Genomic DNA, 26,781 nt, shown 5'->3' with positions numbered 1-26,781 from the left:
CGGCACCGGCGGCTTGTCCCGTCGTGGCCAGGCTACGGGTTTGAGCCCCGGTCTCGACTTCACTGCAAGATGCAGTGAGCACCGGTGGTCTCCCCCCGTCAGAAGGTTCATTCCGACTCGGATGGGTGACGTACTGCCCACGAGTTCAGGCGGCACGGTCCATTCCCTCGCGGGCGGCGTCTCGTTCGGCAGCCTCTGACCTGGAACCTGTAGAAGGGTGTTGCGGTGTTCCCTGGGCATCGGCGTACTGTCCGACATCGCGCTCCCGTGGCGAGGATGACCGCAGAGTTCAGTACTTTGACCTTTATCGCAGGCCGTAATTATTAGACAACGGTGAGTGGAAACGCCAGCAGGCTCCCACGGCGGGGTGTACAGGCCCATCCGCGCAGCCGCCGCACAAGTCCGCTTCGCACCCCGCCCCTCTCGTCGATCTCCCCACCGGAGCCCTCGGCTCTAGACGATCAAGCTTGACCGCTCGACGTGCACTCGAAGCCATGCGGGCCAATCAGTTTTGGGACCCTACGGGCTCATAGAGCAGGCCGTGTTTGCTGCGCATGAGGGTTTCGATCGACTCGGCGAGGACGGTGTCGTGGATCAGCAGGCCGAGCTCGATGTTCGAGTTTTCGGCGCTCCATGAGAAGTTCGCACTGGTCAACAGCGTCACCGTGTGGTCGACGACGATGAACTTGGCATGGCTGACGAGTGGCTTCGTCGCTCCTGGGGCGGTCAGGGTCCGGAGCACAGTGGCTTTCGGCAGGTGGGCCGCGACTGCGGCCGGGGAGCCGGCGGTCGCGTCCAGGTAGACGGTGACGGCCAGGCTCGGGCGGGTGGCTGCGGTTTGCAGGGAACGCCACATCGCCGAGTGCGGGGTGAAGTTGAAGCTGGAGCAGACGATCGACATGCGGGCGTCGTCGATGATCCGCTGGGCTTCGCTGGTCAGCCGGCCGATCGTGGCGTGCGGGCCTGGCATGGTCCAGACCGGGGTAATGGCGGTCTGAACCGACCTGGCACCGGCGATGGCCCGCAACACCACTACAGAGGTCTCGCGGGCACTCGGGCCGATCCCAGCCTCGGTGAGCAACTGCCGCGCCTCGCTGCGGCGAGCAGCGTGAACTTCCCTCAACGCCTGGCCGGTCGTTGCTCCGGCCTGAAAAAGCGCAGCGAGGCGAATTGCTTCGTAGGCGGTCAGAAAAGCGCCGAGCGCCTCGTGGGGGTCAGTAGCCATCGACGGCACCGAAGAAGCCGGGTACTCGCTCGTCGTCGATGGTGGGCAGGGTGAGCAGGAATCGGCGATCAAGGAAGCGGTTTGCCCGTTCGCAGGAGGTCTCCGAGGCGAACGAACAGCAGTGGCAGGCCGCTCCGTGGAGGAAGTCCTCGCCGTGGCGTGGGGTGCGCTGACCGCACACCGGGTCGGAGGAGCATCGGGCAGCCCGGTGCAGCGCGTCGGCGACGAGGCGGCGGAGCCGTTCGGGCTGGCTAAGGGCGACGAGACCACCGAGGGTTCCCTCGCTGTCGGAGGCGGTGGTGCAGATCAGCAGTCCGGCGGCGGCGGGGCGGTCGGGGGTGGCGTGCCAGGCGTAGAGGCGTTCGCTAAGGCTGGCGGCGCCGTAGCCGCAGGACATGGCCATCTCGCGGATCAGGATGTGCGAGAGCGTGTGGATCAGCCAGTAGCGAGGTTCGGGAAACCGGGTGTCCGGGTCGATGTTGGCCGCGGTGGCGGAGAACCGGCGCGCGAAGTTGTGCCGGTGGGCCTGCTTGTGGGCTTTCCACAGGCTGGTGTTGACGATCTGCGTCTCCCAGTCGGCGACCTTGTTCTCGTCCAGTTGCAGGAAGATGCCTTCGCCGCGGTCTTCAGTGGCCGGCACCCAGGTCGGGCGGCCGTCACGGGTAAGTTTGACCAGCCGGGCGGCCAGGTCGTTGACCCGGTCCATCTCGTCAATGCGGGTGAACCCGAGAACCGCGTTGATCTTCTTCATCCGGTTGACGGCGATGACCCGGTGGATCTGTTTCGGTAAGTCGGGACTGGTCGCCGTCTCGGTGACCATGAGGCCGCTGGCGTCCTGCTGCTGCGCGAACAGTGTGGGTTTCTGCAGGTAGTCCCATTCCGGCACGAGGAGCTCGACCGGGTCCCATTGGCGCAGCTTCTCCTTGCGGTCCTCCTCCGACGGCGGCGGCGCCAGCGCCTCGGCGGCCGCAGCGGTCAGCTCCTCGTCAGAGACATCAGTGAGGTCGCATTTGTGGGCTTTGAGCAGCGAGCGCAGGATCTTCGGCACGCCCGCGTAGTCGGCCAGCTCTTCCTCGGTGAGCAGGGTCCGCATGCGAGTGGCGAGTGCGATCTTGTCCTGCTCGGCGGAGCGCGGCATGACGATGATCGACTGGGTGGAGGCGAACCAGAGGTTTGAGGCGCCCATCATCATCAGGGTGGTCGGCTGTCCGCAGCTGCTGTCGAAGGCATTTAGGTGCGGGTGCCGACCCCGGCAGTCGGGCAGCTTCCGTTTCCCGGACGCGCCTTGGGCTTCGCTCATGCCGCGCCGCTGCTTGCAACGTTCGCAGACGATGACCGCGCCAGCACCCTGGCCGATGTTGCTATCGATCAGTTTTAGGTCGGGCTGGGGTGCAGCTGGACAGGGCTTGCCGCGGTGCGCCCACAGCGCGTACGGGAACTCGTCGAGGTGGCCGTTGACGCAGGCCAACAGGTAGCGGGCAGGCACCGCTGGGCTGCGGCGGGTCTTGCCCTTCGTTCCCGGGGCCTTGCCCTTGTTGAGGCCGCGGCCTGGGCAGCTGAGGTGCTCGAACGTTGCCAGGTCAGGTCGGAACGGGTGGGTGTTGGTGTAGGAGAACCGTGACAGCGGTCCCAGGTAGTCGCAGCCGGTGCACCGCAGCCACTGCGGGAACACCCGGGCCGGGATGCCGAGGTCAGAGCCCTCCTGGGACATCGCCCGGGCCTTCGGCTGCCAGGGGAACGGCCGCAGCTGCTGTACCCGCGGACCAAGGTGCAGCTGGACAACCTTGAGCAGCCGCGGTTCCTCGATGAAGGGGATGGTCTCGCGGCGGCGCCAGATCGGCTCCCAGTCGTCCAGGCCGGCGGGCATGATCGAGAACTGGGGCAGGTCCATGATCGAGCCGACGCCGTAGGTGTAGAGCAGCGACGAGGGACGGGCCGAGCCGACCTTCGCCCGGTTCTTGGCCTGGGCGTCCTCGCTCTCGCTCAGCGGGTCCATCGGCTCCGACGACTCGAAGATCATCTTGTTGGGGTCGTCGACTGTGGTCACGGCTTATCTCCTTCGGGCAGCTCCCACACCGGCGCATCATCGGGTTCCATCACGAACAACCGGCCCGGCAGCGGGCTCACCAGCAGGTTGATCTCCGGCTGCACCTCACGCATCGAGTGCGCGACGACGAACGGCGCCCGGTCCGGCTGCGCCTGATGTGCCTTCGCGTTCTCCGGGCTGATCAGCAGCGGCAGGTACGTGTCGTTATCCCCGGTCCGCTCGTAGACGAGAGTCTTGTGCTGCTTCTCCGCGTACTTCCCACGGGCGTGCCACTGGTCGAGCCGGTTGATCAGCCGCTGGTACGCCTGCGTCATCAGTTCGTCCATCTGCGCGGCCGGTTTGATCCGGTCATACAGACGGCCGACCAAAGCGGTCAGGGCGGATCCCTCGTCCCGCACCTTCCACGCGTTGCGCTCGGGAGACAGGCCGTCGCCGCGGTGGGCCTGGATCACCCGGGCCGCGCTGACCAGCACCCCGTCGATACCCCGGTCGAGCGCGGTCGGCGAGAACGGGGTGACCGAAAGCGCTTCGACCTGCGAGTAGAACGTCTCGTGGTAGTGCCGGAACTGCTCGTAGTGCGCCAGGTCACGGGGGCGGGCCCAGTTGCCGAGGGCTACCACCAGGCCGGGCCGGTTCGCGTCACGGCCGACGCGGGAGGACGCCTGGATGTATTCGGCGGTGTTTTTCGGCTGTCCGACGACCAACATCAGGCCGAGGCGCTGCACGTCTACGCCGACCTGCAGCATCGAGGTAGCCAAGACCACGTCGAACGGGTCGGCCTTCGGCCGCGCGGTCTTCTCCCCTGCAGCTTCCTTCTCGACCCGCCGGCGCATCGCCGCCGTGGTGGCGTAGCCCGGGTCGAACTCCAGAGACAGGTTGTCCAGGGTACGGCCGATATCTACCGACGCGATCCGCGAGGTCAACTCCCCGGTGACCAACCGGTTGTACGAGCCGAGCCGACGGGGGAAACCTGACCCCGGCCGGGGCTGACGAACCCGGTTCTGCACGTCGTCGGCGACGTACCGGGCCATACCGGCAAGCTCCCGGGTGGCGTTGAAATAACCCACCAAGGTCATGTACGGGTCGGCGGCGGCACCGCTGCGGTCGAACAGCAGCTGCCCTGCCAGCAACAAGACCTCAGCAACTCGGATCTCGGCGCTCGACAGCCGCACCCCCTGGGCGCTGACCCCGATGTAGCGGCGGCCCGGAGTTCCCGGCCCGATCGGCACCTCTTGAGAGAAGTACGTGTCGGCCACATCCAGCACCTGCGGCGGGAAGATCTCCACACCCCGTCCGTACAAGCCCCGGACCTGATCCTCGGCCCGCCGCACCGTGGCCGTCGACGCCACGATCATCGGCCGAACCGGAACACCGTCCGCGGTCTCCCACGACGCGAGCGTCTCGACCGCCACCTCGAACAGCCCGACAGCAGTGCCGAGCGCACCGGTGATCAGGTGCAACTCGTCCTGGATGATCAGATCCGGCGGCCGCAGCCGGCCGACCGGCCGTACCGTCGCCGCCGAGAGACCAGGCTCGGCCTTGTGCCCGGTGGTGATCTCGCAGCCGGCGTAGTCCGGGTGCACGTAGCCGTGCCGACCGCAGTAGCGGCCGACGTAGCCGAACAGCGCAGCAGCCTCCCCCTCACGCGCCAACCGGGCGAACTTATCGACCGTGGCGATTACGAACGCCGGCGGCATCCGGTAGATCTCCTCGTCCACCGTCAGCATCGGCAGGCCCTCGTCGACCTCCCCGCCCTTCGCGAACGGGCACCGGCCGAGGTCGTCACCGCAGAACACCAGGACCCGTCGGGTCGCCTTGATCGGCTTCACGTTCGCCGCACTGATCGGGCTACCGCACCACGGACACCGCTGGACCTGCAGCACCGTCAGCCGGTGCCCGCCGTACGCGTGGGCCTTACGCAGTTGCTCGTCGGCCTCGTCCCAGCGTTTCGGGCTGACATCCGTGCCGACCCACAGCCCGATCCGGAACGGTGTGCCACCCCAGGTCGCCACATCCCGGCGACGAGCCAGCTCGGCCGCACACACCAGCGCGGTGGCCCGCTGGAACTGCTGCGCGGTGAGCAGCCGGAGCGTGTACCGCATCAACACGGCCACCCCGTCACGGCCGTCCAACGGCCCATCCGCGGATGCCACCACCTGCTGCCGGCGCCGGATTGCGAACGTGTACGCGGCCAGCCCCAGATACGCCTCGGTCTTGCCACCACCGGTCGGGAAGAACAACAGTTCCACCCGGGCCAGCTCACCGCTGCGGATCGCCGCGGTCGGGTCGGTCAAGGCCGGCAACTGCATGAGGATGAAGGCGAGCTGGAACGGCCGCCACGCCGACGGCGACTCCTTCTCTTCCTCGACCACCATGGCTTGAGCAGCATCAAACGACAGGTTCGGGTCCGAGCTGCGCTTCGCCGAGATCTGAGAGTGAATCCGCTGGTCGCGCATCACCTCGTTCATGAACCGGAAGCAGGCGAACGCCTCCGGATCGGCGACGATGTGGGCAAGGCCGGCAGCAAGCCGTTGCCGCACGGCCCGGGCTTCCTCGATGACCTCCTCGGCCAACTCCCGCAGGTGCTCCGGGAGACCGGCGGCCGTCTGCGCTTGCCCCTTCTCGCCGTCCAGCCAGTCCGCATATCCGTCCACCAGCGGGCGGAGCCCGTCACGAACCTGCTCCGGGCTCGCCTCGGCGAGTTCGTCCATACCGAGCAGCGCACCCTTGACCGACCGTGCCCGGGTCTGCGGCGTGTCCGCAACCGGAAGCCAGGTCGTCCACACCGCGGTAGCCCGGCGGGCGTCCTTGTCCGCCTGCCAATCCACCGAACAGGTACGGCCGACCGCGTACTCCAGCCGGTTCCGGTACTGCAGGTGCAACCGCCGTACCTCGTCGTCCTGCTCAGGCCACTCGTGTTCCATCACGTCCCGCACCGGCAGGAACACCGCTGCACCGCCCGCGTCCACGTGCAGCTTGGTCTGGAAAAGCCACTCGTTCACCGGGATCGTCGGCGGTGTCTCCCGATCGTTGACCAATGCGATCTCGATCAACAGCCGGCTTCGCGGCGCGTCGTCGTAGGTGTCGATCCGCAGGCAGATGTCACCACTCAACGACCGGGTGTACGTCCGCCCCGCGATCAGATCCGGCACGGCGATCTTCTCGACGATCCCGACCGGCGTACGCCGGTACCGCCGGACCGGCCGGCCCCGCTTGTCGACCTCGTCGGTCTTCACGCTCTCGTAGGTGCCCCACGTCGCGGTCACCGTGAACTCGGCAAGCTCCTTCGGCACCTGGAACCGCAACCCCATCGACGACGGGATCATCAACCCCTGCTTCGGCGCCTTGTCATCGACGTCGTCTTCCTCACCGTCGACGTCAGCGCCATCAGCCGCCTCGGCCGGAATGCCACGCTGAGCATGAGCAGCAGCCGTATCCGACCGGACACCGACCAGCCCATACCCATCCTCGGACCCGTCAGGATCAGCCTCCGGCTCCGTCAGCTTCACCGGCGCGATATGCCCGACCAGATACAACTGCCGCGGACTCACCGGCAGCAGTTCCTCCGGCCCACCAGCCGGACCGAGCAACTCCCGCTCGATGACGTCGACCAGGTTCTCCCGAACCGTGAACGACTTCCCATCCGGCTCGAACGCCAACTTGAAACCCGGTACCGGCTCCGTCACAGCAGCGTCTCCTGGTTCTCGTTCGCAGCCGGCCGCCGACCGCTTCCTCGGGCCGTCCTAGCCGTCGCCTTCTTGGGCTTCTCCTTCTTGCCCTGCGCCGCTGCGCGCCGCAGATTCTCCGCCAGCAAGCGATCCAAGATCTCCACCCGCGCCGCCGGGCTCACCGTCCACCGCGTCATCTGACGGTACGAATGAAACCCATGCTCCAACGGCACATCCGACCATCCGTATGCTGCCATCACAGCCTCATCTAGGGCGACATGTAGCTGCCGTATCTGCAGGATGTCCGGATCCTTATGATCAGGATCGTTGACAAAGTTATAGAGCTTCGTCAACCCCAGATTCCTCCGGAGCATCATCTCTCGGCGAATGGCATCCAACTCCGCCCCCACTTCTCCGAGCAGAGGTGTCGACGAAGGACGCGGAAAGGTATCGAATACTTCTGAAGGAGTATAGTTGACGTCAGTGCGGAGCGTAACACTGTATTTGATAGCCCAGAGTTGGTGAACGCTCGACGAAAGCACCGCCTGGTCAGCGAATGAATCAGTGGCGAAAACGCCTAGCTTGTTATTGAAAACCTGCCGAGTGGGAACACGCATCGGCATAACAGTTTTACTGACTAGGGCGATCACCAGCACCTCGCGAAGATTCGCAATCGCCGCCCGCATCGTAGGGGCATTTCTCCAATACTGCCACCAGCGGTCACGCCTAGAACTTTCATTACCCTGCCGCGAATCAAGCTTCCCGAATGTTGACAGGCGGCTGAAGGGTGCTGTGAATGACCTCGCCTCCTCTTCACTGCGATCATTGAAATCAATAACCCATCGAGAAGCCGAGCAGTCAGACCGAGAGTTCAAGTCCTCACCATTGAGGTAGGGGAAGAGAACTTCACGGTTCCGCCGATCTTCGGCCATCCATGCCTGAGCCTGCCCCACCTCGAGCACGAACTCCATACCGAGAACGGTGCAACCCACAAAGCCGATTCCTTCGTTTTCGAGTAGGCGAATCGGCGCGCCCTCGACCGAACCTGCAGCCTCTAACATCGTAGATATTTGAGGAACGACCACACCATCAGCGCTCTTGTGCGCTTCGCTCGCTAGTACACTTTTCGTTCCCCACATTGCCGCGTATTCCAGGTTCGCACTTGCTGATGGCCAAGGCGCGCTTTGCACTGACCGAGTCAACGTAAATCCGTTTTTTACTACTTGGTCGAGGCCAACTTCGCGACTAGCTCCTTGCGCGACGCTATTGGTTGCGATCAAGCCCAGTACACCGTTTTCGTTGAGCAGGCTGACAGCGCGCAGAAGGAAGTAAGCTACTAAATCCGCTCGCCCCTTGGCCCCATTTGCCAACTGATTGACCAGCCACTCACGGACATTTGTTCCCACTGTGCCGCTGAGCATTTTTGCCCCCAGAAAAGGGGGATTCCCGATGATGGCGTCGAAGCCGCCGTGGTCGACGATCACGTCAGGGACTTCGAGGACCCAGTGCAGGGGTTTCCAGCGCTCGTAGTCGGTAGTCACGGTCGGAGTCAGGCCCAGTTCGATGATCTCGTCGAGCATCGTGGGGTCGGCTTCCGCCGTACCTCTGGGGATTGCGGCCCGGACAGCTTCGGCCAGGCTGTCGTAGCTCTCTTCGAGGGTTCTGGTGGGTGCTCCGCCGAGGCGGAGACCGGCGGCGATGACTCCGTCGGCGGCCTTGCTGAGGAGTGCGGTGGAGGTGTGGAGCTGGGCGAGCAGGCGGGTCTTCGCGGTGGCGCTGCGCTGGGGGTCGTTCTCCTTGACCTCGCTGGCGAGTTCGCGTCGGATCGCGACGGCCGAGTTGATGATGTTCTTGATGTCGACGATGCCGGTCAGTGGTGCCTGCCGGAACTTCGGTGCGTCGATGTGGAGTTGCTCGAGCTGGCGGAGGTTGGTGAGCCCGAGCAGAGTGTTGCCGTGCAGGATCTTGTCATCGACGAAGGAGAACGGCAGGTCGCGGTCGAGGGAGACCAACCAAAGGGAGAGTTTGCACATTTCGACGGCCATTGCGTTGATGTCAGCCCCGTAGAGGCAGCGGGCGACGACTTCGCGGATGGCGTGCTGTTTGAGGTCACGGTGGACGGCTTGAACGGAGCCGTGCTTGTCCCACGCTTCGACGAGCTTGTCGGCGAGATAGCGGGCGGCGGCGACCAGGAAGGCACCGGAACCGGCGGCGATGTCGGCAACCTTGAGGTTCAAGATCTCATAACCCTGGCGGATCTGCCACTCTTCACGGTTGGGCGTCTGGTGCGGGCCTGGGAAGTAGCAGAGCGGTTCGAGTGCGTGCCGGGCGACGCGTTCGGCGAGGTCCCGGGGCGTGTAGTGGGCACCGGCGTTCTTGCGAGACGGGGTCTCGGTCACAAGCAGCCCGTCGGCGAGAACCACGGTTGGTCGGCCGCGCAGGTCGGGTCGGGTGACGGTGGCCCACCGTCGGAGCCGGTCGCGGAGTTTCTGGTCTTCGGTGATAGCCCGGAGGTGCCGGTCGGCATCCTCGCTCGGCGTCGCGGCGAGGAGCTTGGCGAGAGCGTTGGCACTGGGTGCGACAGCGCCAGGCTGGTGGTCTTTGAGCCACGCAATGATCGCCTTCGCGAGCGCGGCCGGCGTGCCGTGCTGCTCGGCGAGGCGTTCGAGCAGAGTCAGGGAGACTTCGGGTTCGGAGCCGGCGGTGCCGACTAGCCCCAGGTGGATCTCGTTGACGCGGGTGCAGGTGTAACCAAGCAGACCTTCGTAGATATAGCCGATCTGTTCGACGTCGATGTCACGGAACGAGATGCGGCGGGCGTCGCCGCCCTTGAGCTGGGCAACCTGCACGGAGCGCAGGACGTGCAGCATGACCCAGTCGGAGACGGGCAGGGCCAGGGTGCTGTTCTCGCTCGAGACGGTCAGGAACGGGTGCCGGTCCGGGTCGAACAGCGAGCCACCGTACGCGGGCATCCGCATGTTCTCGAAGCTGGCGCCGCGGTACAAGGCCTGGCTGGTGGCCAGCAGGCGGTGCCAGGTCAGGTAGGTGCTGTCCAGGGACTCTTCGCCGTCGCCGATGTTGCGGTGTTCGAGGGCGTCCAGGTCGCCGCTGATGCCGTACCCCTGAAGGAACAGCTCGCTCTGCGGCAGCAAGCCGCGTTCCTCGGCGAAGAGCAGGAAGACGACGCGCATCATGACCGTCACCGCAGCCGAGTAGGTCTCGTGTGGGTCGGCCGGCAGCGGGTCAGGCAGGCCTCGGCGCCGGTGGTCGGTGGAGACCTCGTCGAACGCCTGGATCAGCAGTTCGACGGCGCGGCGTACCTGGGCGCCGAGGGCTTCGGTGATTTCCTCGGCGGCGGCGACGGACTCCTCGAACAGTTTCGGGAGGCGTTCGTTGGGGTCGCCGCCGATGATGTACTGCCGGGCGGTGACGGTGAGGAACGCGTTGCGGGTCAGCGGTTCCTCGACCCAGGTCTGGGCGTCGACGATGCCGGAGGCGACCATCGCGTCCGGGCGGGCGCAGACCAGTGCCCACCAGCGGCCGTCGGTGACGATGCCGATCGTGACACCGGAGGCGCGCAGCATCGCCTCCATGCGGTCGATGGCGGTGGCGGCCCAGCCGTCGGTACCGGTGCCGTGCAGGCTGTCGGTCTTGGCGACGACACTGACCAGCGCTCCGATCCCGTCCGGGCCGCGGAGCGCTCCGTCCGGGACGACCGCCAGCCTGCGGTCGGGTGAGTACCCGGTCACGCCCGGCGCGGACTCGGGTCCCCAAGCCAGCAGTTCGTTCCAGCCGACCACGTCACGCAGCACGGCCTGCACCCAGACGTCACGGGCGTCGGCGTACTTCGCCTGCCGGGTTTGATCCTCGGGCTCGATGTCGAGGGCCTCCCAGGCGTGGTCGAACGCCGGTTTGGCCTGCCGCAGCGTGTCGAGGCGGTCCGGGCCGAGGGCGGGGATGCCCTGCGGCCAGACCCGTTTCAATGGCGGGATGGCGAGGAACGGCCCATCGGTCTCGACGAGCTCCAGCCAAGCCCGGTGCAGTTCGGCAGCGGTCTTCGGGCGGAGAGTACGGGCGGGGGGCATCAGCGTGCTCCTCCTCGCTGGGCGTCGGCCGGGGTGAGCGCGAAGACGACCGCGGCGGCGGTGGTGTGGGGTTTGATGTCGCGGTAACGCTCGGTAATCGCCGCGACTTCGCGGGTCTCCTCGTCGCCGAGTTCGTCCAGGCGGCGGCGCATCGCTTCCATGTCCCTCTGCCGTTGCCGCTGCTGGTCGTCGGGCAGCAGCGTGGCCGCCTCCTGCGCCTCTTTGGCGGCCAAGACGTCCAATGATTCGTTCAGGTTGCGGCGGAACGCGGCGAAGATCTCCCGTGCCCGGGTGACGTCGGCCTGTTCCCGCTTGGTCAGCTGGTCGCTGACGCGCTGCTGCCGAGTTTCGGCGCGGCGGCTCATCGACTCGAACAGCCGGGCCCGCAGCGGCGAGTCCGGTTCGTTCCACTCCTGCACCAGACCGTCGCGGACATCGGTTGCGGCCAGGATCAGGGAGCCGGAGTCGAGGGCCTGGTCGAGGAGGCGTTCGGCGCGTTCCTCGGCAATCGCGCGGCGGCCCCGTAGCCGTACGCCGGCCAGGAAAATCTCCTCGTGCAGGCGAAGGCCGCCGCGGCCGACCAGGACCATGCGGGTGACCGCGGCGACGAACGACTCCTCCAGATCGTCGACGACAACGGCGGTGACGCGGTGCAGCGGGGCGTCCACGCTCCACAGCGACCGCCGCAGCAACCGCTGCGCTTTCTTCACCAGGGGATGCCCGAGGTGTACGTAGACGACGTCCTTGTTGCCGGCGGCGGCCTGGTCGTTGAAGGTGATCGGCCGCCACACGCCGGGCTTCGAGCGGGTGTCCAGGCCTTTGAGCGTCGACTGCCAGGCCGGGCCGAGCGCCGGTACGACGTAAACGCCGTCGTCGGCGGGGTGGTCGCCGGAGACGGTCAGGGGCGGCTGGTGGCTGATCCGCAGGGCGGTGTCCACCACCCGGCGCAGGTTGTCCGGCTCGAGATGCAGCTGGGCCTTGCTGTCGTCGTATCCCTGCTCGAGCTGAGTCAGCTGGCTGTTGAGGTCCATGCCGCCGGCCAAGGCGCGGGTGATGACGGCATTGCCGTCGAGGGCGACTTTCTTGCCGCGGCGCGTGGTGGCCGTACGGGTGAAATGGTCCTGGATCTCTTCGGCGATGACCTGGTTGACCGAGCCGAGGTCCCGGGCGACCGTCACCACCTTCTGCGCGATCCGGCCCATGAACTGCATATCCGCGGCGTAGATCGTAGCGGACCGGTCCGGCATGAACTGATACACCAGCGGCGTCTGCTTCTGCCCGTAGCGGTCGATCCGGCCGATCCGCTGCTCCAGCCGGGACGGGTTGAACGGGATGTCGAGGTTGATCAGACGGTGGCAGTAGTCCTGCAGGTCGATGCCCTCGCCGGCCGCGTCGGTGGCCAGCAGCACCCGGACCGGGTTACGTGCCGGGTCGGTGGTGAAGTGCTCGCGGATCAGCTCCCGTTCCTCGGTCGGGGTCTGGCCCTGGATCACCTCCAGCACGTCGTCGTAGCCCTGCTGCACCAGGACCCGCTGGACCCATTCAAGTGTGTGCGCGTACTCGGTGAAGATCACGACCCGGTCGTTGGACCAAAAGCCGGACGGCCGGCAGATCGCTTCCAAGGTTCTGATCAGCGTGTCGAGCCGGGAGTCCGGCCGACTCGCGAACTCGAGGCCCCATTCGGCCAGCCTTTCTAGCTCACCGGTCCCGGCCGCCACCAGCGGGTCGCTGGACTTGCTGTTGCGCAGGACGGTCGCCTCGTCCTGCTCCCAGAGGCCTTCCTCTTCGTCGGACTGGCCTTCGCCGAGGATGTCGTCGTAGTCCCAGTCTGACGGCTCCTGTCCTACCGAGCGGGCTTCGAGGTACGACTGCAAGGTCATGCCGAACGCCCACGGGCTGGACAAGAACCTTTTCTTGAACAGCATCGCGGTGATGTCGCCGGAGGCCCCGGTCCGGTTGGCCTTCGCGCTGTCGGTCAGGATCCGGTCGAGCAGGGAGAACATCTCCTGCTCCTCGGCGCTGGGTGTGAATGCGATGCCTTTCAGCTCGCGGGGCCGGAAGTTCTTGTACGCCAGGGCCGGGTCGGACTTGAGCCGGCGGACCGTGACCTCGGTCAGCGCCTTCTCGTCCAGCAGGGCGCCGCGGCTGAACCGGCGTGAGTCGATCATCTCCATCAGCGCGGTGAACGACTCCGGGTGCCCGTTGTGCGGGGTCGCGCTGAGGAACAGCCGGTGCTCGCACTTCTCGGCCAGCTCGCGCACCGCGATCGTTCGCTGCGTGTCGACAGCGTAGCCACGGCCACCGCCGATCGCGGACGGGCTGGCCGGCGCCACGTGGTGTGCCTCGTCCACGATCATGATGTCGAACGCGTACCGCCGGGCGGTCTTTGTGCTCGCCGCCTGCGCAAACACGTCCCTCAGCATCCGCTGTGCCCGCACGCTCGGCAGCCACGCCATGCTCACGATCACCCTGGGGAACAGCTGGAACGGGTTCGCGTGCAATCCGTACCGACGGCGTACATCGCGCATCATGTCGCTGTTGATGATGGTGAACTCGAGCCCGAACTTGTCCCGCATCTCGTCTTGCCACTTCAACGCCAGGCTCGGTGGGCACACCACGATTGCGGTCCGCGCCCGGTGCCGGAGCAGCAACTCCTGCACCACCAGCCCCGCCTCGATCGTCTTACCAAGGCCGACGTCGTCCGCCAGCAGCAGGTTGGTACGCGGCGACGACAGCGCCCGGCGCAGCGGCTCTAACTGGTACGCCTCCACGGTCACGCCCGAGTGGAACGGCGCCTGCACCCTCCGGTCATCGGCAGAGGTGACCGCACCCCACCGCATTGCGTCGACGAACCCGGCCAGAGTGTTCGGATCATCGAAGGCGTCTCGGTTGATCTGAGTTGGCAGGCCCTGGGCCGGGGTGACCGTGTGGCCGACCTCCAGTTCCCAGACGACCGTCAACTCCTCGCCGAGACGGTCCTCGTCCAGGGCCTGCAGGGTGATGGCGTGGTTCAGGGAGGCGACCGCCTCATCAGCCGGGCTCCGCGGCAGCCCCTGCTGTTCGACCTTCGCCACAGCCCAGGTAGAGCCACGAACCTCCACTACCTGACCCGGTTCGGGAACCGTGCTCCGCATGCCACCCGAAGCCACCGACGACGTCTCCACCGCTGACATAGCCACCGTCGAACATTAACGGATCGTGCCCGACCCAGTTACAACCTGTCTCTGTTCGACTATCGCCGATGTCAGACATAGATCCTGGCCAGCGCAGCCGCCCGCTTATCGACAAGGTTGATACGGCGAGTTGGCGGCTGCGGGGATCACTCCGATGCGCTCGGCAGGCGGTTAACTTGACTCGGCCTCCGACAAGGGCCGTCCGAGTTTATGCCGTAACTAACACATCATAAGCGGCATTCCGCGTGACAGGACGGCGACCGACATCCGATCGTGTCGTTGCCGGCCGCCGGCACGGCAGGCCGACGTCGAGCCTCTCGAGCAGACGCAGGCGCCCAGCGCAGCGCGTGGGTCCGGCGAACCAGCTAATGCAAGTCGGGCGCCGGGCGGGGCGGATCGAGGAGGGCCGCCAGCGGTAGTACCTCGGCGGCGATGCGTGGCACCTGCTCGGGATTGAAGCGCCCGCGCCGCACGACAACCAGGTCGGTGCCGCGCACGGTCCAGGACGACGGAACGGCTGCGGCCACCTGCGCCTCGATCAGCGCCGGGGGAAGCCAGCGTGGATCGGCGGTGCGGATGCGGAAGGCGCGGTCGAAGTCGGGCCTTCCTGTCTGGGCACCGGCTCCGAGAAGCCGGGACACCGTTCCGCGCGGTTCCACCTCGGTGTCCGGCAGCGGGCGGCGCAGCATCGCCACGGCCGCCACGAAGAAGCTGGTGTTGGTGTCGGCGTCGGTCACCGAGCATTCCGCCACCGTGATCCACCGGCCCTGCGGTCGCCCGGACACGGCAAAGCGCACCTCGCCCGGGACCCGCCGGCTCCAAGCGACCTGGGGCCGGGCGGTGAATGTCCATCCGTGCCGGTCGGCCCAGTGCCGCCAGCGGTCGTGCTCTCGGTGGTCGCGGCGACGCTGGGCCGCCGTCACGGCGGCGATCATGACCACCATCACCAGGCAGAGCAGGCCACCGGCGGCGACGATCGGCTCACCCATCCTGGGTCCGGCGGGTCGCAGCACCGGTGACGACGATTCCGCCGAAGGCGTCCCCCACGGCCAGCACGATGCCGAAGATGGGGAGCACCGCAGCCATGGCGCCGAGGCCGGAGACGAACACGACGACCGCCAGCGCGACGATCACCGCGCCGAGCCGCAGCCGTGCCAGGGTGACCGCGGTGCCGGCGAGTCCATGGCTGCGCCGGCCGCGCATCAGGGTGATCACCGCGAGCATCGCGAGCGCGACGCCGGCGACAGCCGAGACGCCCATCACGGCGAACGGCGCGGCCTGCGCGATGGTGAAACCGCCGTCGCGGTACGCCTGCCAGGCCGTCCAGCCCAACCAGACCAGCACGCCGTCGGCTATCGCGACCACCGCGACCGTGACGGCGAGCAGCGTGTTACCGCCGCGCTCGGCCCGTGCGGCCGTCATGCCGTGCCCGCCGGCGGCCAGTGGCCCCGGAAGAAGGCGGTGTCGTCGAACTTCTGCCGCAGCGTGGTGTTCGCCGAGGTGCAGGCGGACTTGAGCGTCTCGCAGCCGACGATCAACGCCAGTGAGGCGGTCAGCGCCGCACCGCCGGCGATGATCGGTGCCGCCGGCATGCCGAGGATCGTGGCACTGGAACCGAGGGCGCCGGCGATGCCGATCGCCAGCGCGAGCAGCGCCCCGGCCACGGCCGACCAGAAGGCGAAGACGCCGCCTTGTAACTGACCCAGCGCTGCCGCGAGGCCGTCCGTGAGGGTGGCCTTGACCTTCTCCAGCGCTGCCTTGTGTGCCGGTAGCATCTGCCGGTACGCGTCGGCGGCGTCGCCGTCCCAGTTGTCGTCGACGGTGAGCAGCCCGGCGTCGGCGGCCTGCACCTGGCCGCTGACCGGTACACCGACCCGGTCGCTCCACGCCGCGGCGGTTTCCGACAGAGCCGACAGCGAGCCCATGTTGGACAGGATCGTCGTCAGGTTGTCCCAGATGCGCCGCATGTGGGCGCAGAAGTCGTCCCAGCCCTCGCGGATCGTGGCCTGCAGCGGAGGCGGGATGAAGCCCATCTTGCCGTTTATTGAGTTCTGCAGTTCGACGGTCTTGGTGTCGATGCGGCTGATGGTCGAATGGATGCGTTCGAGAAGGACGGCCTCGGTGCTACTCACGGGGTTCCCACACTCCCTCGAGGTCTCGGGCGGCTCGTTCGTCGTTCGCCTCGTACTCGTAGGCGACTTGGTCGAGCTTCGCGCTCAGACCGCTGTACACCTCGCTCGCCTCCTCCAGCAGCATCACGACCTTGCGCTGCAGCTCGGTGTACGTATCAAGCAGCCCGGTCGGCAGAGAGGCCCAGGACAACTCGCCCGGTCCCAGAGTCAGCAGGCTCGCCTGATATGCCGCCTGCCGGGTCACCGACGCCACCTGCTCCACGAGTCGGCGTCTCGGTGTAGCGCGTCCAGCGCGGCCCGCAGAGTCATCAGCCGGCCAACCCAAACCGGCGGGCGAACCCGAACGGATCCTGCATCACCCGCTGCGCCTCACCGAGCGGGCTGTCAGCGATCAGCCGCTGCACCCCATGCGCGGCGACCTGTTCGTACGCCGTCCGGAACGCCGCGGTGAGCTGCCGGGCGAGATTGGCCTCGTGCGCGTCGCGCAGCCACCTCCGGTTGAACCGTACGGTCGTGACGTCACCGCCGCCGGTCAGCGCCACGGTCACCTCCCGGTGCGGGCTGTGCCCGGCATGGGTGGCACGCAGGGTCTGCCGCAGCTTTCCGGAGACCTCGTCGAGCCCCTGCTCGATCGACTCGACCACCGTGAGCAGCGCCGCCAGCGCGGCCTCCCGCTCGCCGTCGGTCAGCGGACACGACGTGATCGAGTCCAGCTCCCAGGGGAGGTCGCCCCTGGACGGCGGCGGAGTCGGTTCGGCGGGCTCGGAGTACGCCTCACTCCATGCGGTAAGGCGCCGCATCGAGGCGTCTCGCGCCGCTTCGATCACCGCCTCGCCCAACTGCTCGTCCGACAGGTACGACCGCCAGTCACTCGCCACGGTCACCACCGCGACCCGGCCCTGATCGTCAAGCATGACCGTCATCGAGCCGGTCGAGTCCGAGCCCGGTTCGCCGGACGCCCGCGCCGCCTGCCGGGCGCGCCGCACCACTGCCTCGCCGTCATCTCTCAGGGCGGCGAGGGCCTCCAAACGATCATCGAACATCGGTCTTCCCCGCTTCGGCGATCTACGGTTCTTCGACTGTCTCGAATCCGGATACCCCGTGCAACGCCAGCGGGTTCAACCGTCCAGGTGCCGCAGGAGCAGCTCAGCGTTAGGAACGCCGTCCTCTCGCTTCGCACGGGAGCGGCGATCCGCCTTTCAGGTAAGCCTGAGGGCGGAACGATTCGGCTCGAAAACACCTGCACGCTTCGGCCCGGCAGCCGCACGACCGCTCGGCAGGAACGAACTCCGGGCCGGCGCCGTGGAAGGGCCTCTTGCCGGTGCCGCAACGACATCACGGCTCACGACCCAGATCGCCCAGGCTCAGGCGCCGTTCCGCGGCACCGGCCACAGCCCACAATGGTCCGGCCGGGGTCAGTTGCCGGGACGCGGCGGTGTCGCGGGCGCCGGTGAGCACGGGCGCCATCGTCGGTAGCTCGTCGAGACGGTGGCGCAGGTTGCGTTCGCGGGCGGCGGAGTGCAGCCAGAACAGAACCGGCCAGGCTTGCTCCAGCGTGATGAACAGTTCGCGATATCCGGCGAGCTTGTTGATCAGTACGTCGAGTTGTTCAGCGCCTGTGTCGTACTCCAGGAAGAACCGCACCTGCCTGCCGTCCTCGGCCCATACGCCGTACCCGTCAGGTCGTATTCGAGGCTGGTACGCGAGCACCGCGACCGAATCGCTGGAGCCGGCGAACGTGCCTATCCGCCGGCAGGCTGCCTCCGGTAGCCACTGTTCGAGTTGTGTGCCCGGGTGGGTGCGGGCGTGGCCGGCGAGGTCAGTGAAGAACTGGTTGACGCCGAGTCGATGGGCCAGGCTTCGGGTGGAGGTCCAGCGGCGGCGTTCGAGGCGGGCGTGGTCGCGGCGCGGTGGCCGTTCGTCGCGGGCCGCGGCGACGACTTCGGCGCCGAGCTGGTCGATGAGCCAGTGGTAGGGATACGAGCCGCCGTCGGCGCGCTGTGGGCGGAAGCGGGCGATCAGCCGCAGCCGGTGGAGGGTGCGCAGTCGGCGCTGGCAGAAGTCCAATGACGGGAACAGTGCGTTGGCGAGCTGGAACGTGGTGAGGACACCGTGGTCGTAGAGCCAGCCCAGCAGAGTCCGATCGCGGGCGGTGAGCTGGGACTGCACCCGCAGGACGGGATCATCCATGACACGCCCCCGGGGGAGAGACCCGAAGGATTACAGGGTCTGTCGGAGCACATGCGTGGTGCGGTGACAGGCGGGTTGACCTGCGGTGTGAGCCGGTGATGGGGGTCGGTTCGGGGGTCCGGTTGAAGACTGACCTCAACACTGGCGGCAACGCGGACGTCCGCACTGACACCCGAACCGTCGTCGATGGCGAAGATGTGGACTGCAACAGCGTTCTCCTCGAGTTCAAGATGCGGTGGAAGTGGTGTGGTGCCGTCCGGAGACCAGCGCGACCTGCTGAGCCCGGTGCGAACGGCGGCGATGCTGCCGGCGCGCCATCGCCTTCGACCGCAATCGGGACGGCGACTTGGTCTTCCCGCCTGGGCAGCGGCGCGCCGGGGAGGAACTGCGGTGGGCCGCACGGTGCCGCTCTGGCGATTGCCGATCGGTGTCAGGCAGCCAGCTGAGGCATCCGGCGGCGGAGATGTCGACGACTCCACGCCCTCAAACCGGGCTTTGTCAGTCCTGGCGAACACTCCCCGGTCTAACAGGGTTCTGACAGACCGATCACGATCTCTGACAGCACAGGTCAGAGGCCACTCGCCAGGGATCGGCGCGACGGTCGCGCATGATCGCTCGTCTGACAGTGGTTCGTACGCGACGGTCTGACAGCACTGTCGGCGAGGTGCAGTTCCGACTCTGTCAGATCCGAGGCTTCGGCTGGTCGCCGCATCTGATCAAGGCGCTGAGCTGCACTGTCAGACTTTCGTCAGGTGTTGTCAGATCGCTGTTAGACCGGGGAGTGTTCGCCAGGGCTGACAAGAGCCGGTTTGAGGGTGTCTGCGCATCCCCGTCGCACCAGCGGCTGTCCAGGGATGCGCCCGAACCAGCCGTCTCTTCCGACAGGAGCACCCTCACCATGAGCGCCACCTTCAGCCACGACCCCTCCACCGGCACCCGCGACGGTCTGTGGACCGAGGCACGCATTCGCGCTCTCGGCGCCGTCACCGATCTGCCCACCGCTGCCCGGATCTTCGGCCTCGGCCGGTCCCTGGCCTACGACCTCGCCCGCACCGACCGGTTCCCGACGCCGGTCATTCGAGTCGGCACCCGCTTTCGCGTACCCGTCGCCGGCATCCTCACCGCCCTCGGCATCCCCGCCGACGGTGACTTGACGTCGTCGGCGACGCGGAGCGTGGATCACCACGGCGGAATCAGAACGCCCGCCGTCCACGACCACGTTGAGCAGGGAGAACCGTGATCAGCGAAGGATCCATCAACAAACGGTGCGGCTGTAAAGACGCCACCACCGGGAAGCGGCTCAACAGCGGCTGCCCGAAACTGCGCCGTCCCGGCGGCTCGTGGAGCACCACCCACGGCGCCTGGGGCTACCAACTCGAATTGCCCGTCCCGCCCGGACGCGGCCGCAGGGTGCTACGCCGCAGCGGATTCGACGACCGCGACAAGACCCGCACCGAACTCGACCACGCCCGGTCGCTGCTCGCCCTGGCCGGCGACGACACCGGCCTCGCCGTACAGATCGGTGACCTGCTGCAGGCCTGCAAGAACGGCATCCCGCTGCCCGACCGCGACACGGTCGCTGCCCGCGTCCGCGCCGGTGTCCCCGCCACGGCGCCGACCACCACCGGCGAATACCTCACCGAATGGCTGGCCGGACGGCGCGGGCTCTCGCCCAAGACGATCCGCGGGTACGGCGACCACATCCGCTCCTACCTCATCCCGCACCTCGGCGAGATCCCGCTGCAGAGTCTGCGGACCAGCCACATCCAAGCCATGTTCACCGCGCTCGACGCCCGCAACGAACAGATCCGCACCGCACGAGCCAGCCCCGATCCCCTCGCACGCAACAAGTTCCGTGGTGTCCGGCCGATGGGCGCATCCAGCATGCGCCGCCTGTACGGCACCCTGCGCGTGGCGCTCAACGACGCCGTCCGCCGCGCCAAACTGATCCCCAACAACCCGGCCCTCGGCATCGAACTCGAATCCGGCACGCGGCCGAAGGCACGCGTCTGGACCCCCAAGGCGATCGAGCTGTGGAAGGCCACCGGCGAGCGGCCCAGCCCGGTCATGGTCTGGCGACCCGAGCAGGCCGGACAGTTCCTCGACTACGCCCAGAAACACGACGCCGTCCTGTACCCGCTGTTCGAACTCATCCTGCACCGCGGACTGCGGCGCGGCGAAGCTATCGGGCTACGCGACTACGACGTCGACCTCAACGAGGCCTACCTCAGCATCGTCCAGCAGATCACCACCGTCGGCTACACCCCCGTGACGCGCAAGGTGAAGAGCGACGCCGGCGACCGGATCGTCCCACTCGGGCCCACCACCGTCGCCGGTCTAACCGCCTACCTCGACATGCGGCGGCGCTGGCAACAGGTCAGCGGCGAGAGCTGGCCGGACACCGGGCTGTTCTTCGTCCGCCCCGACGGACAACCGTGGCATCCCCAAGCCATCAGCGACCGGTTCGACCACCTCGTCACTAGAAGCGGTCTACCGCCGGTGCGGCTGCACGATCTACGGCACTGCGCCGCCACCTATCTGCGCCACGGCGGTGCCGACATGAAGGAGATCCAGGAGGTCCTCGGGCATTCCACCATCGGACTCACGTCAGACACGTACACCTCGGTCATCCTCGAACTACGGCGGCCGAACGCCGACGCGGCCGCCAACCTCATCCCGCGCGAAGCTGCATAGGGAACGAAGTCCGACCGGCCGGCCCACCCCACAAGGTGGGCCGGCCTTCGTTCGTCCAAAGACCGGAGCGACGGTGCGCGGAACGCCACGTGCCGGACCTCCCTCATCGGGAGGCCCGGCAGCGCTGCCATAGCGGCGGCCACAGGCCGACCGCCGTGGTACCGATCTGGTTGAGCAGCCACCTGACCGGGTGCAGGAACGATCGCGTGACTTCGCCGAACGGTCAAGTGCTCTGACCAGGCACGGAACGGCCCGGTCGGCACCTGACAGGCCAGCGCACGGCGGGGCTCATTGTTTCGCTCGACGCCGCCCGAAACGGACCGTTGACACCTGCCTCGGCGCTTCGCCGGGCCGGTCGGCTTGGACCAGCCCGTCGATTGATGGCGGCGCCGAAGTTGGCATTGTGCGGCTACCCTGCACCGGCTTACCGTGAGCGTCGGGACAGCGGTCCGTCCGCATCCCCATCTTCGATAACTGAGCCTTGCGCTCGCCGCCTCTCTCGCGGAGCCCACTTCACGGCCACTTCGGTCAAGGGCTGACGACCCCGCTCGCGGCCTTCTCTCTCTCGCCTATCACGACGTCTCGTCTTCTTGGACGGATCGCTCGTCTCGCGCACCCATGCGCCGCCACGCCCGTGGCCGTCGCCGTACCCCGTCCGCGAGAGGAACTGCAGTGACCACGAATCTCATCAAGGCATGGCTGACCAGGACCTTCCCGCTACGGCACCTTTTGTGCGCCGAGATCGGGGCCGACGTGTGCAGCCGAATCCCCATTCCGGTCGACGTCGACGACAAGTCGTTCCTCGGCGACCTCATGGAACTGGCCATCGGGCTGTCGCTCTGCGATCAACCGCCCTACCTGCACTTGTTCGACGTCCTCGGCGAGGAGCGGGCCGCCAGGTTGCTGCCTCTTGCGGGCTACCACAGGACCAGCGTGCTCGCTACAGGCCTAGATTCGTGGCAGCGCAGTGGAAGGAGAGCCGAGCCCGCCAAGTTCTTCCTTGCTGCGTATCGCCTGGCTCAGGTCATGGAGTTCATGAATCCGCGTTCGGGTGCACGGCCGAAGCCCGATGCCGTTGCGCGCTATCTCCGGCAACACCCGGACGCACTGCCTCACCACGGCAGCGAAACAGTCTTCGAGTGGCGGGCGTTCGCCGACCTGTGGGCCAGCTACAACAGCGGCTTCCACACGGCGCTCAATTCGTACGGGAAAGTGACGGCACATGTAACTTTGCTCGGCGGTCTCCGGTGCGCCGACTTCCTCGTCGGCACCACGGTGCTGGAGGTCAAAAGCGGACGGCTGGACATAGCCGACTACCGCACCCAACTGATCGATCAGATGATCAGCTACAGCCTGCTCGCCCATCACGACGAGCGCCCGGTCACCCACGCCGCTGTCTACGCCATCCGCTACCAGCGACTCTTGCGCTTCCCAATAGAGCGGCTGCTCAACCGCCTCGCTGGCCACCCCATCGACCTGGACAAGACCAGCGCAGACTTGGCCGCGTTGCTACAAGACTCACGAGGCGAACGGGCAGCCTGAACAGGGCCCAACTGCCAACTCAACAGAGCGACCAAGCATGAATTTTGTGTTTTTGGCGTTTACAGCTAGCCTCGAACCATGGTGACGATCAGTAGCGGGCTCTTGACCACCGGCGAGGTGGCCACGCTGTTGGGCACATCGCGCCAGCAGGTCGTGAACCTCTGCGAGCGGGGCGATCTGCCGTTCGTCATGATCGGCAAGCACCGCAGGGTCGAGCGCAGCGCCGTCGAGGCGTTGCGCCGACCCAAGCCGAAGCTGACGCGCGATCAACTCAAGTCGCTGTGGCTGCATCAGGCGGTCGCCGGCAGCCTCGTCACCGATCCGGACGCGGTTCTGAGCAAGGCTGCTGACAACCTCGACCGGCTCCTGGTTCAGCACCAGGGCACCATGACCGAGGTCTGGCTGATGCGGTGGCGCGACAAACTCAGCGAAGGGCCCGGTGCCGTCCTCAAGATGCTGACCTCGGAAGACCCGGAGGCCGTGGAGCTTCGGCAAAACTCCCCCTTCGCCGGAGTTCTTTCCCAACCTCAACGCCAACAGGTTCTCAAGGCCTTCACTCGCAGCGGTTGGGAGAACGCGGCGTGAGACGTGAGCAGCTGGAGCACGTCCTGCGGGCCGCGAGCCAGATCGCGGAGGATCCCGACGTTGTCGTGATCGGCAGCCAGTCGATCTTGGCAGCGATACCGGAGGAACGTCTTCCGCGCGAAGCCACCGCCTCCATGGAAGTCGACGTGGCGTTCTTCGATGATCCGGACAACCGCAAGTCCGATCAGGTCGACGGTGCCATTGGTGAGCTCTCGCCGTTCCATGAGATGAACGGCTACTACGCCCAAGGGGTCAGCGTTTCGACGGCAACGCTGCCCCGCGGGTGGCGTGATCGCCTGGTGCTGGTCGAGTCACAGAGCACGCAGCCTGGGCGCGGTTACGCACTCGACCCGCACGACTGCGTGGTCTCCAAGCTGGTAGCCGGCCGGGAGAAGGACCACGCCTTCGCCAACGCCCTGATCGAGGCCGGGCTGATCGACCCCATGGTCGTCGCGGCCCGCATTGACACCCTGGAGGTCGACCCTCGGGTCATGGACCGCCTCAAGCGCTGGATCGGCATGTACACGTCCGCGGAGTAGCAGCCGGGCGCGCAAGGCTTGCCGTCAGCATGGAAAGAAAAATGGCCGCAGCCCACGTTTGTGCAGGTCACGGCCATTTCGATGAAGTGCGCCCGAAGGGACTCGAACGCCCGGCGAACCGGCAGCCGGCAGCGATTCAGGATCTCGATGTGGGCGGGGCTTTCGATGTGGCCGAGGCGCTGGGACCCGGGTCGATCGAGATCATGACCTGCGTCGGGGTGGAGAGGTTGCCGGCGCCGTCGAAGGCGCGAACGCTGACGAAGTGTGTTCCGAAGCCGAGCCGCACCAATGCCGTGGTGCCGCCGACCCGGCTGACGACCGCGCCGTCCAGCGCGACCTGGTAGCCGGCGACGAACTGGTCGTCCCGAGGCGCGTCCCACTGGGCGGTGAAATAGCCGCCGCTCGGGCTGACGAGTCTGAGGTTCGTCGCCGGGCCGGGCGGGGTGACGTCCGGTGAGGTGCCCAGGCCTAGGGTCGCGAACGGGGAACGGTTGCCGGCCGCGTCGACCGCCCGTACTCCGAAGGTCATCACCATCGGCGGTGGGATCGGCATGCTGTGGCTGGTGGTGGTCACCGTAGCGATCGGGCCCGAGGTGGTGCCGGTGTAGATCTCGTATCCGACGACGCCGGTGTCGTCGGTCGACGCATCCCAGTGCAGGGTGAAGGTGTTGCCCTGCGTGTCACTGCGGAAGTTGGCCGGTGTGCTGGGCGGCTGGGCGTCGCGGACGGCCGGATTGCCGGCACACGGCCCGCCGTTGAGCAGGCACCACTGCGGCACGCCGGGACCGGAGGCGATCCAGCCGAAGGACGTCGACGCGCCCGGGTCGAGACTCGCGTTCCACGAAGCGCCGGTGATGACGTAGTGCGTACCGGTCCGGGTCACCACGGCGTTCCAGCTGTGGTCGAGCGTGGTGCCGTCCAGCAGGTCGAACTCCACCCGCCAGGCCGCCATGCGGTCCACGCCGTCGTTGGTCACCGTCATCCTGCCCACATAGCCGGTGGGCCAGGCGTTCTCTTTCAGGAACACGGCGGCGGCCTGGGCGGGTCCCGGAGTGAGCGTGATCGTCGCCAGTCCGGCCACCAGCGCGACCAGGACCGCGGACACGCGCGACGCGAATCGACTCATGTCGATACAGGCTACGCGCTGGATTTGATTGCGGACGCAGCGTGTCAGGATGTGGAATGCGCTGCGGCTGATGTTTCTCCGCGGCCGGCGCGTGGGGCGGCCTGGACATCCCGGAACGGCGTCTCTTGGAGAGAGGCCAGCGCGCCATCCAGAGACTTGAAACGCGCGTCTCACCTCAAAAAGGGTTACGGCAAGTGGTGTCGGTGACGCGTGAAAGCTGACCCAGGTGGCGGGCGCTACCCACGGCGCGAGACAAGACGCAGCCCGCCGCTTCGCGAGGTGAGGCGCAGCAGATAGAAAACGTGCGCCGCTGGCCTTCTCGTCGGAGTCGCGCGGACCAGGGGGGCAGCGGCGGCGAGCTGTCAATCATTCTCAGGGGGATTACCTCTTCCGGGCCATGCGCCTTCGTCGATTCGCTAGGCATTGCGGGCATCGTGGTGGTGATCTGCCGGTCGCGGGTCGGCTGGGGGAACTGTGCCTTACGGTGCGCCGCTCCTTCTGCGTCAACACCGCATATGGATGCGGACGTTCGCCGAATAGGTCGGCAGGCTGACTCGCCGTTGGTCGGGTTTGAGCGAAGGGGTCCGGCGGATGCTCACGGCGATCGGCTCGCGCTGGCTGGTCGGGCCGGTGCGCCGGCTGGCACAAGTGAGACATGACCGCTGGCTCCGGAGCAGGCTTTCCCGGGACAGCCCCGCAAACCGGATGTCCGCGCAGTCGACGGGCCGCCCACCGCGATCCGCAGATCACCACACTGCGGTGATGCAGGCCCTCGGATCCAGATCCACGGCGGCCGCCGTCGCCCCCGGGCACATCCCTGGGTTACGGCGGCGCGACACTACTTCGGCATCCGCGGACGGCTTGCTCAGTACCGCCTACCGGCCTGCGCACCAAAGAGCCTCAACCCCTGTTTCGCAGGTCACGGCTTCGATCTTTTTGTGCGCCCGAAAGGACTCGAACGCTGGCCAGCACGGCCGCGTGAGGTACAGCCCGCCTAGCAACGCCGCGGGTCAAGCACGCTTATCCGGCCTACCTGCCCACTAACGACGACGTCGAACGACCCCGTCCTGACAGCCCTTACGACAGACCACCAACACAACCATGGACCTGTCCGGACGGATGCGGTGGTCAGCATCAGGACGGGCAGGCCAACCCAGAACAACCGATCACCACCGGATCACCACGTCCCGCATGACGGGACAACAGGCAACCAAATCTGGGATAGAAATAGGGCCGCAACCAACGTTTCCGCAGGTCACGGCCCTAATCATTAAGTGCGCCCGAAGGGACTCGAACCCCTAACCTTCTGATCCGTAGTCAGATGCTCTATCCATTGAGCTACGGGCGCTCGTTCAGTGCTCAGCCAGCATACACACCAGCTTTCGCGCGGAGACTCCGGGATTCGAACCCGGGAGGGGCTTTAAAACCCCAACCGCATTAGCAGTGCGGCGCCATAGACCAGACTAGGCGAAGTCTCCCCGGCGGCCCTGCGGCCACCGAGGCTTGAGAATACCGGACCCCGCGGACGCGGCACAAAGAGGCCGCCATATGCCACGCCGCGGATCTTCTCAACCGGCCGCCAACAGGCGAAACGTCGCATCAACGGCTAGGCTTCGTTCGATGGAGGAGAACATCGGCCGGGATGCCCGGCGCGCACGCGATACTCGGGCCGCGTTCACCGCGCCCGAGGCGTCCGCCTCCGCCGAGGAGCCCGAGGAGCGGCCGGTCCGCCGTAGGGCGGCTCCGGCGGTCACCTTTCAACCCCCGCAGCCTGG

17 protein-coding genes and 2 tRNA genes are annotated in these 26,781 nt (G+C 66.9%); 5 read left to right on the top strand and 14 right to left on the bottom strand.

Annotated features, from left to right (window positions below; translation table 11 throughout):
• Positions 1–505: 505 nt before the first annotated feature.
• The 11 genes from drmC to I4J89_RS04735 all read right to left on the bottom strand — a co-directional run bounded on the left by drmC (position 506) and on the right by I4J89_RS04735 (position 18,520).
• Positions 506–1,225 (bottom strand): DISARM system phospholipase D-like protein DrmC, encoded by a 720-nt coding sequence (gene drmC / locus I4J89_RS04785; protein WP_196412574.1) that lies wholly within the window; start codon positions 1,223–1,225, stop codon positions 506–508.
• Positions 1,215–3,272 carry a DrmB family protein gene (gene drmB, locus I4J89_RS04780; protein WP_309238184.1) on the bottom strand — a complete coding sequence of 686 codons (2,058 nt, stop codon included), beginning with the start codon at positions 3,270–3,272 and terminating at the stop codon, positions 1,215–1,217. The genes drmC and drmB overlap by 11 nt, the downstream gene beginning before the upstream one ends.
• Positions 3,269–6,958 carry a DISARM system helicase DrmA gene (gene drmA / locus I4J89_RS04775; protein WP_196412573.1) on the bottom strand — a complete coding sequence of 1,230 codons (3,690 nt, stop codon included), beginning with the start codon at positions 6,956–6,958 and terminating at the stop codon, positions 3,269–3,271. Before drmA ends, drmB begins: the two co-directional genes overlap by 4 nt.
• Complete coding sequence (locus tag I4J89_RS04770; RefSeq protein ID WP_196412572.1) at positions 6,955–11,025, bottom strand: Eco57I restriction-modification methylase domain-containing protein; 4,071 nt, start codon at positions 11,023–11,025, stop codon at positions 6,955–6,957. Before I4J89_RS04770 ends, drmA begins: the two co-directional genes overlap by 4 nt.
• Positions 11,025–14,159, bottom strand: coding sequence for a DISARM system SNF2-like helicase DrmD (gene drmD / locus I4J89_RS04765; RefSeq protein ID WP_230858425.1), 3,135 nt, complete (start codon positions 14,157–14,159; stop codon positions 11,025–11,027). The genes I4J89_RS04770 and drmD overlap by 1 nt, the downstream gene beginning before the upstream one ends.
• A gap of 404 nt (positions 14,160–14,563) precedes the next feature.
• Positions 14,564–15,187 carry a hypothetical protein gene (locus tag I4J89_RS04760; protein WP_196412571.1) on the bottom strand — a complete coding sequence of 208 codons (624 nt, stop codon included), beginning with the start codon at positions 15,185–15,187 and terminating at the stop codon, positions 14,564–14,566.
• Positions 15,180–15,620, bottom strand: a complete 441-nt coding sequence (locus I4J89_RS04755) for a hypothetical protein (RefSeq protein WP_196412570.1) — start codon at positions 15,618–15,620, stop codon at positions 15,180–15,182. The genes I4J89_RS04760 and I4J89_RS04755 overlap by 8 nt, the downstream gene beginning before the upstream one ends.
• The gene (locus I4J89_RS04750) at positions 15,617–16,330 is read right to left on the bottom strand and encodes a hypothetical protein (protein ID WP_196412569.1); all 714 of its coding nucleotides are present in this window, start codon (positions 16,328–16,330) and stop codon (positions 15,617–15,619) included. Before I4J89_RS04750 ends, I4J89_RS04755 begins: the two co-directional genes overlap by 4 nt.
• Entirely contained in the window at positions 16,323–16,592 is a 270-nt protein-coding gene (locus tag I4J89_RS04745; RefSeq protein WP_196412568.1) for a hypothetical protein, read from the bottom strand. Before I4J89_RS04745 ends, I4J89_RS04750 begins: the two co-directional genes overlap by 8 nt.
• A gap of 46 nt (positions 16,593–16,638) precedes the next feature.
• A complete protein-coding gene (locus I4J89_RS04740; protein ID WP_196412567.1) occupies positions 16,639–17,373 on the bottom strand; it encodes a YbaB/EbfC family nucleoid-associated protein in 735 nt (244 codons plus the stop codon).
• Positions 17,374–17,665: 292 nt separating this feature from the next.
• On the bottom strand, positions 17,666–18,520 hold the full coding sequence (locus I4J89_RS04735) for a replication-relaxation family protein (protein WP_196412566.1): 855 nt from the start codon (positions 18,518–18,520) through the stop codon (positions 17,666–17,668).
• A gap of 898 nt (positions 18,521–19,418) precedes the next feature.
• Here I4J89_RS04735 and I4J89_RS04730 point away from each other — a divergent pair.
• From I4J89_RS04730 to I4J89_RS04710, 5 genes are all read left to right on the top strand, one after another.
• Positions 19,419–19,760: a hypothetical protein gene (locus tag I4J89_RS04730; protein WP_230858320.1), complete on the top strand. Its 342-nt coding sequence runs from the start codon at positions 19,419–19,421 to the stop codon at positions 19,758–19,760.
• Positions 19,760–21,214: a site-specific integrase gene (locus tag I4J89_RS04725; protein WP_196412790.1), complete on the top strand. Its 1,455-nt coding sequence runs from the start codon at positions 19,760–19,762 to the stop codon at positions 21,212–21,214. Before I4J89_RS04730 ends, I4J89_RS04725 begins: the two co-directional genes overlap by 1 nt.
• A 672-nt stretch (positions 21,215–21,886) precedes the next feature.
• A complete protein-coding gene (locus I4J89_RS04720; RefSeq protein WP_196412565.1) occupies positions 21,887–22,756 on the top strand; it encodes a hypothetical protein in 870 nt (289 codons plus the stop codon).
• A gap of 78 nt (positions 22,757–22,834) precedes the next feature.
• On the top strand, positions 22,835–23,341 hold the full coding sequence (locus I4J89_RS04715) for a helix-turn-helix domain-containing protein (RefSeq protein WP_196412564.1): 507 nt from the start codon (positions 22,835–22,837) through the stop codon (positions 23,339–23,341).
• On the top strand, positions 23,338–23,880 hold the full coding sequence (locus I4J89_RS04710; RefSeq protein ID WP_196412563.1) for a DUF6036 family nucleotidyltransferase: 543 nt from the start codon (positions 23,338–23,340) through the stop codon (positions 23,878–23,880). The genes I4J89_RS04715 and I4J89_RS04710 overlap by 4 nt, the downstream gene beginning before the upstream one ends.
• A 136-nt stretch (positions 23,881–24,016) precedes the next feature.
• Here the strand turns inward: I4J89_RS04710 and I4J89_RS04705 are convergent, their stop codons facing one another.
• From I4J89_RS04705 to I4J89_RS04695, 3 genes are all read right to left on the bottom strand, one after another.
• Positions 24,017–25,006 (bottom strand): cellulose binding domain-containing protein, encoded by a 990-nt coding sequence (locus tag I4J89_RS04705; protein ID WP_196412562.1) that lies wholly within the window; start codon positions 25,004–25,006, stop codon positions 24,017–24,019.
• A gap of 1,275 nt (positions 25,007–26,281) precedes the next feature.
• Positions 26,282–26,354 (bottom strand) — tRNA-Arg (locus I4J89_RS04700).
• Between the two features lie 39 nt (positions 26,355–26,393).
• A tRNA-Ser gene (locus I4J89_RS04695) sits at positions 26,394–26,484 on the bottom strand.
• Positions 26,485–26,781: the final 297 nt, after the last annotated feature.

The sequence above is a fragment of the Actinoplanes aureus genome, from assembly GCF_015704865.1.
GTDB classification, from domain to species: domain Bacteria; phylum Actinomycetota; class Actinomycetes; order Mycobacteriales; family Micromonosporaceae; genus Actinoplanes; species Actinoplanes aureus.
Note: the sequence above shows the minus strand (reverse complement) of the source record. Positions and strands in the feature narration are given on the sequence as shown.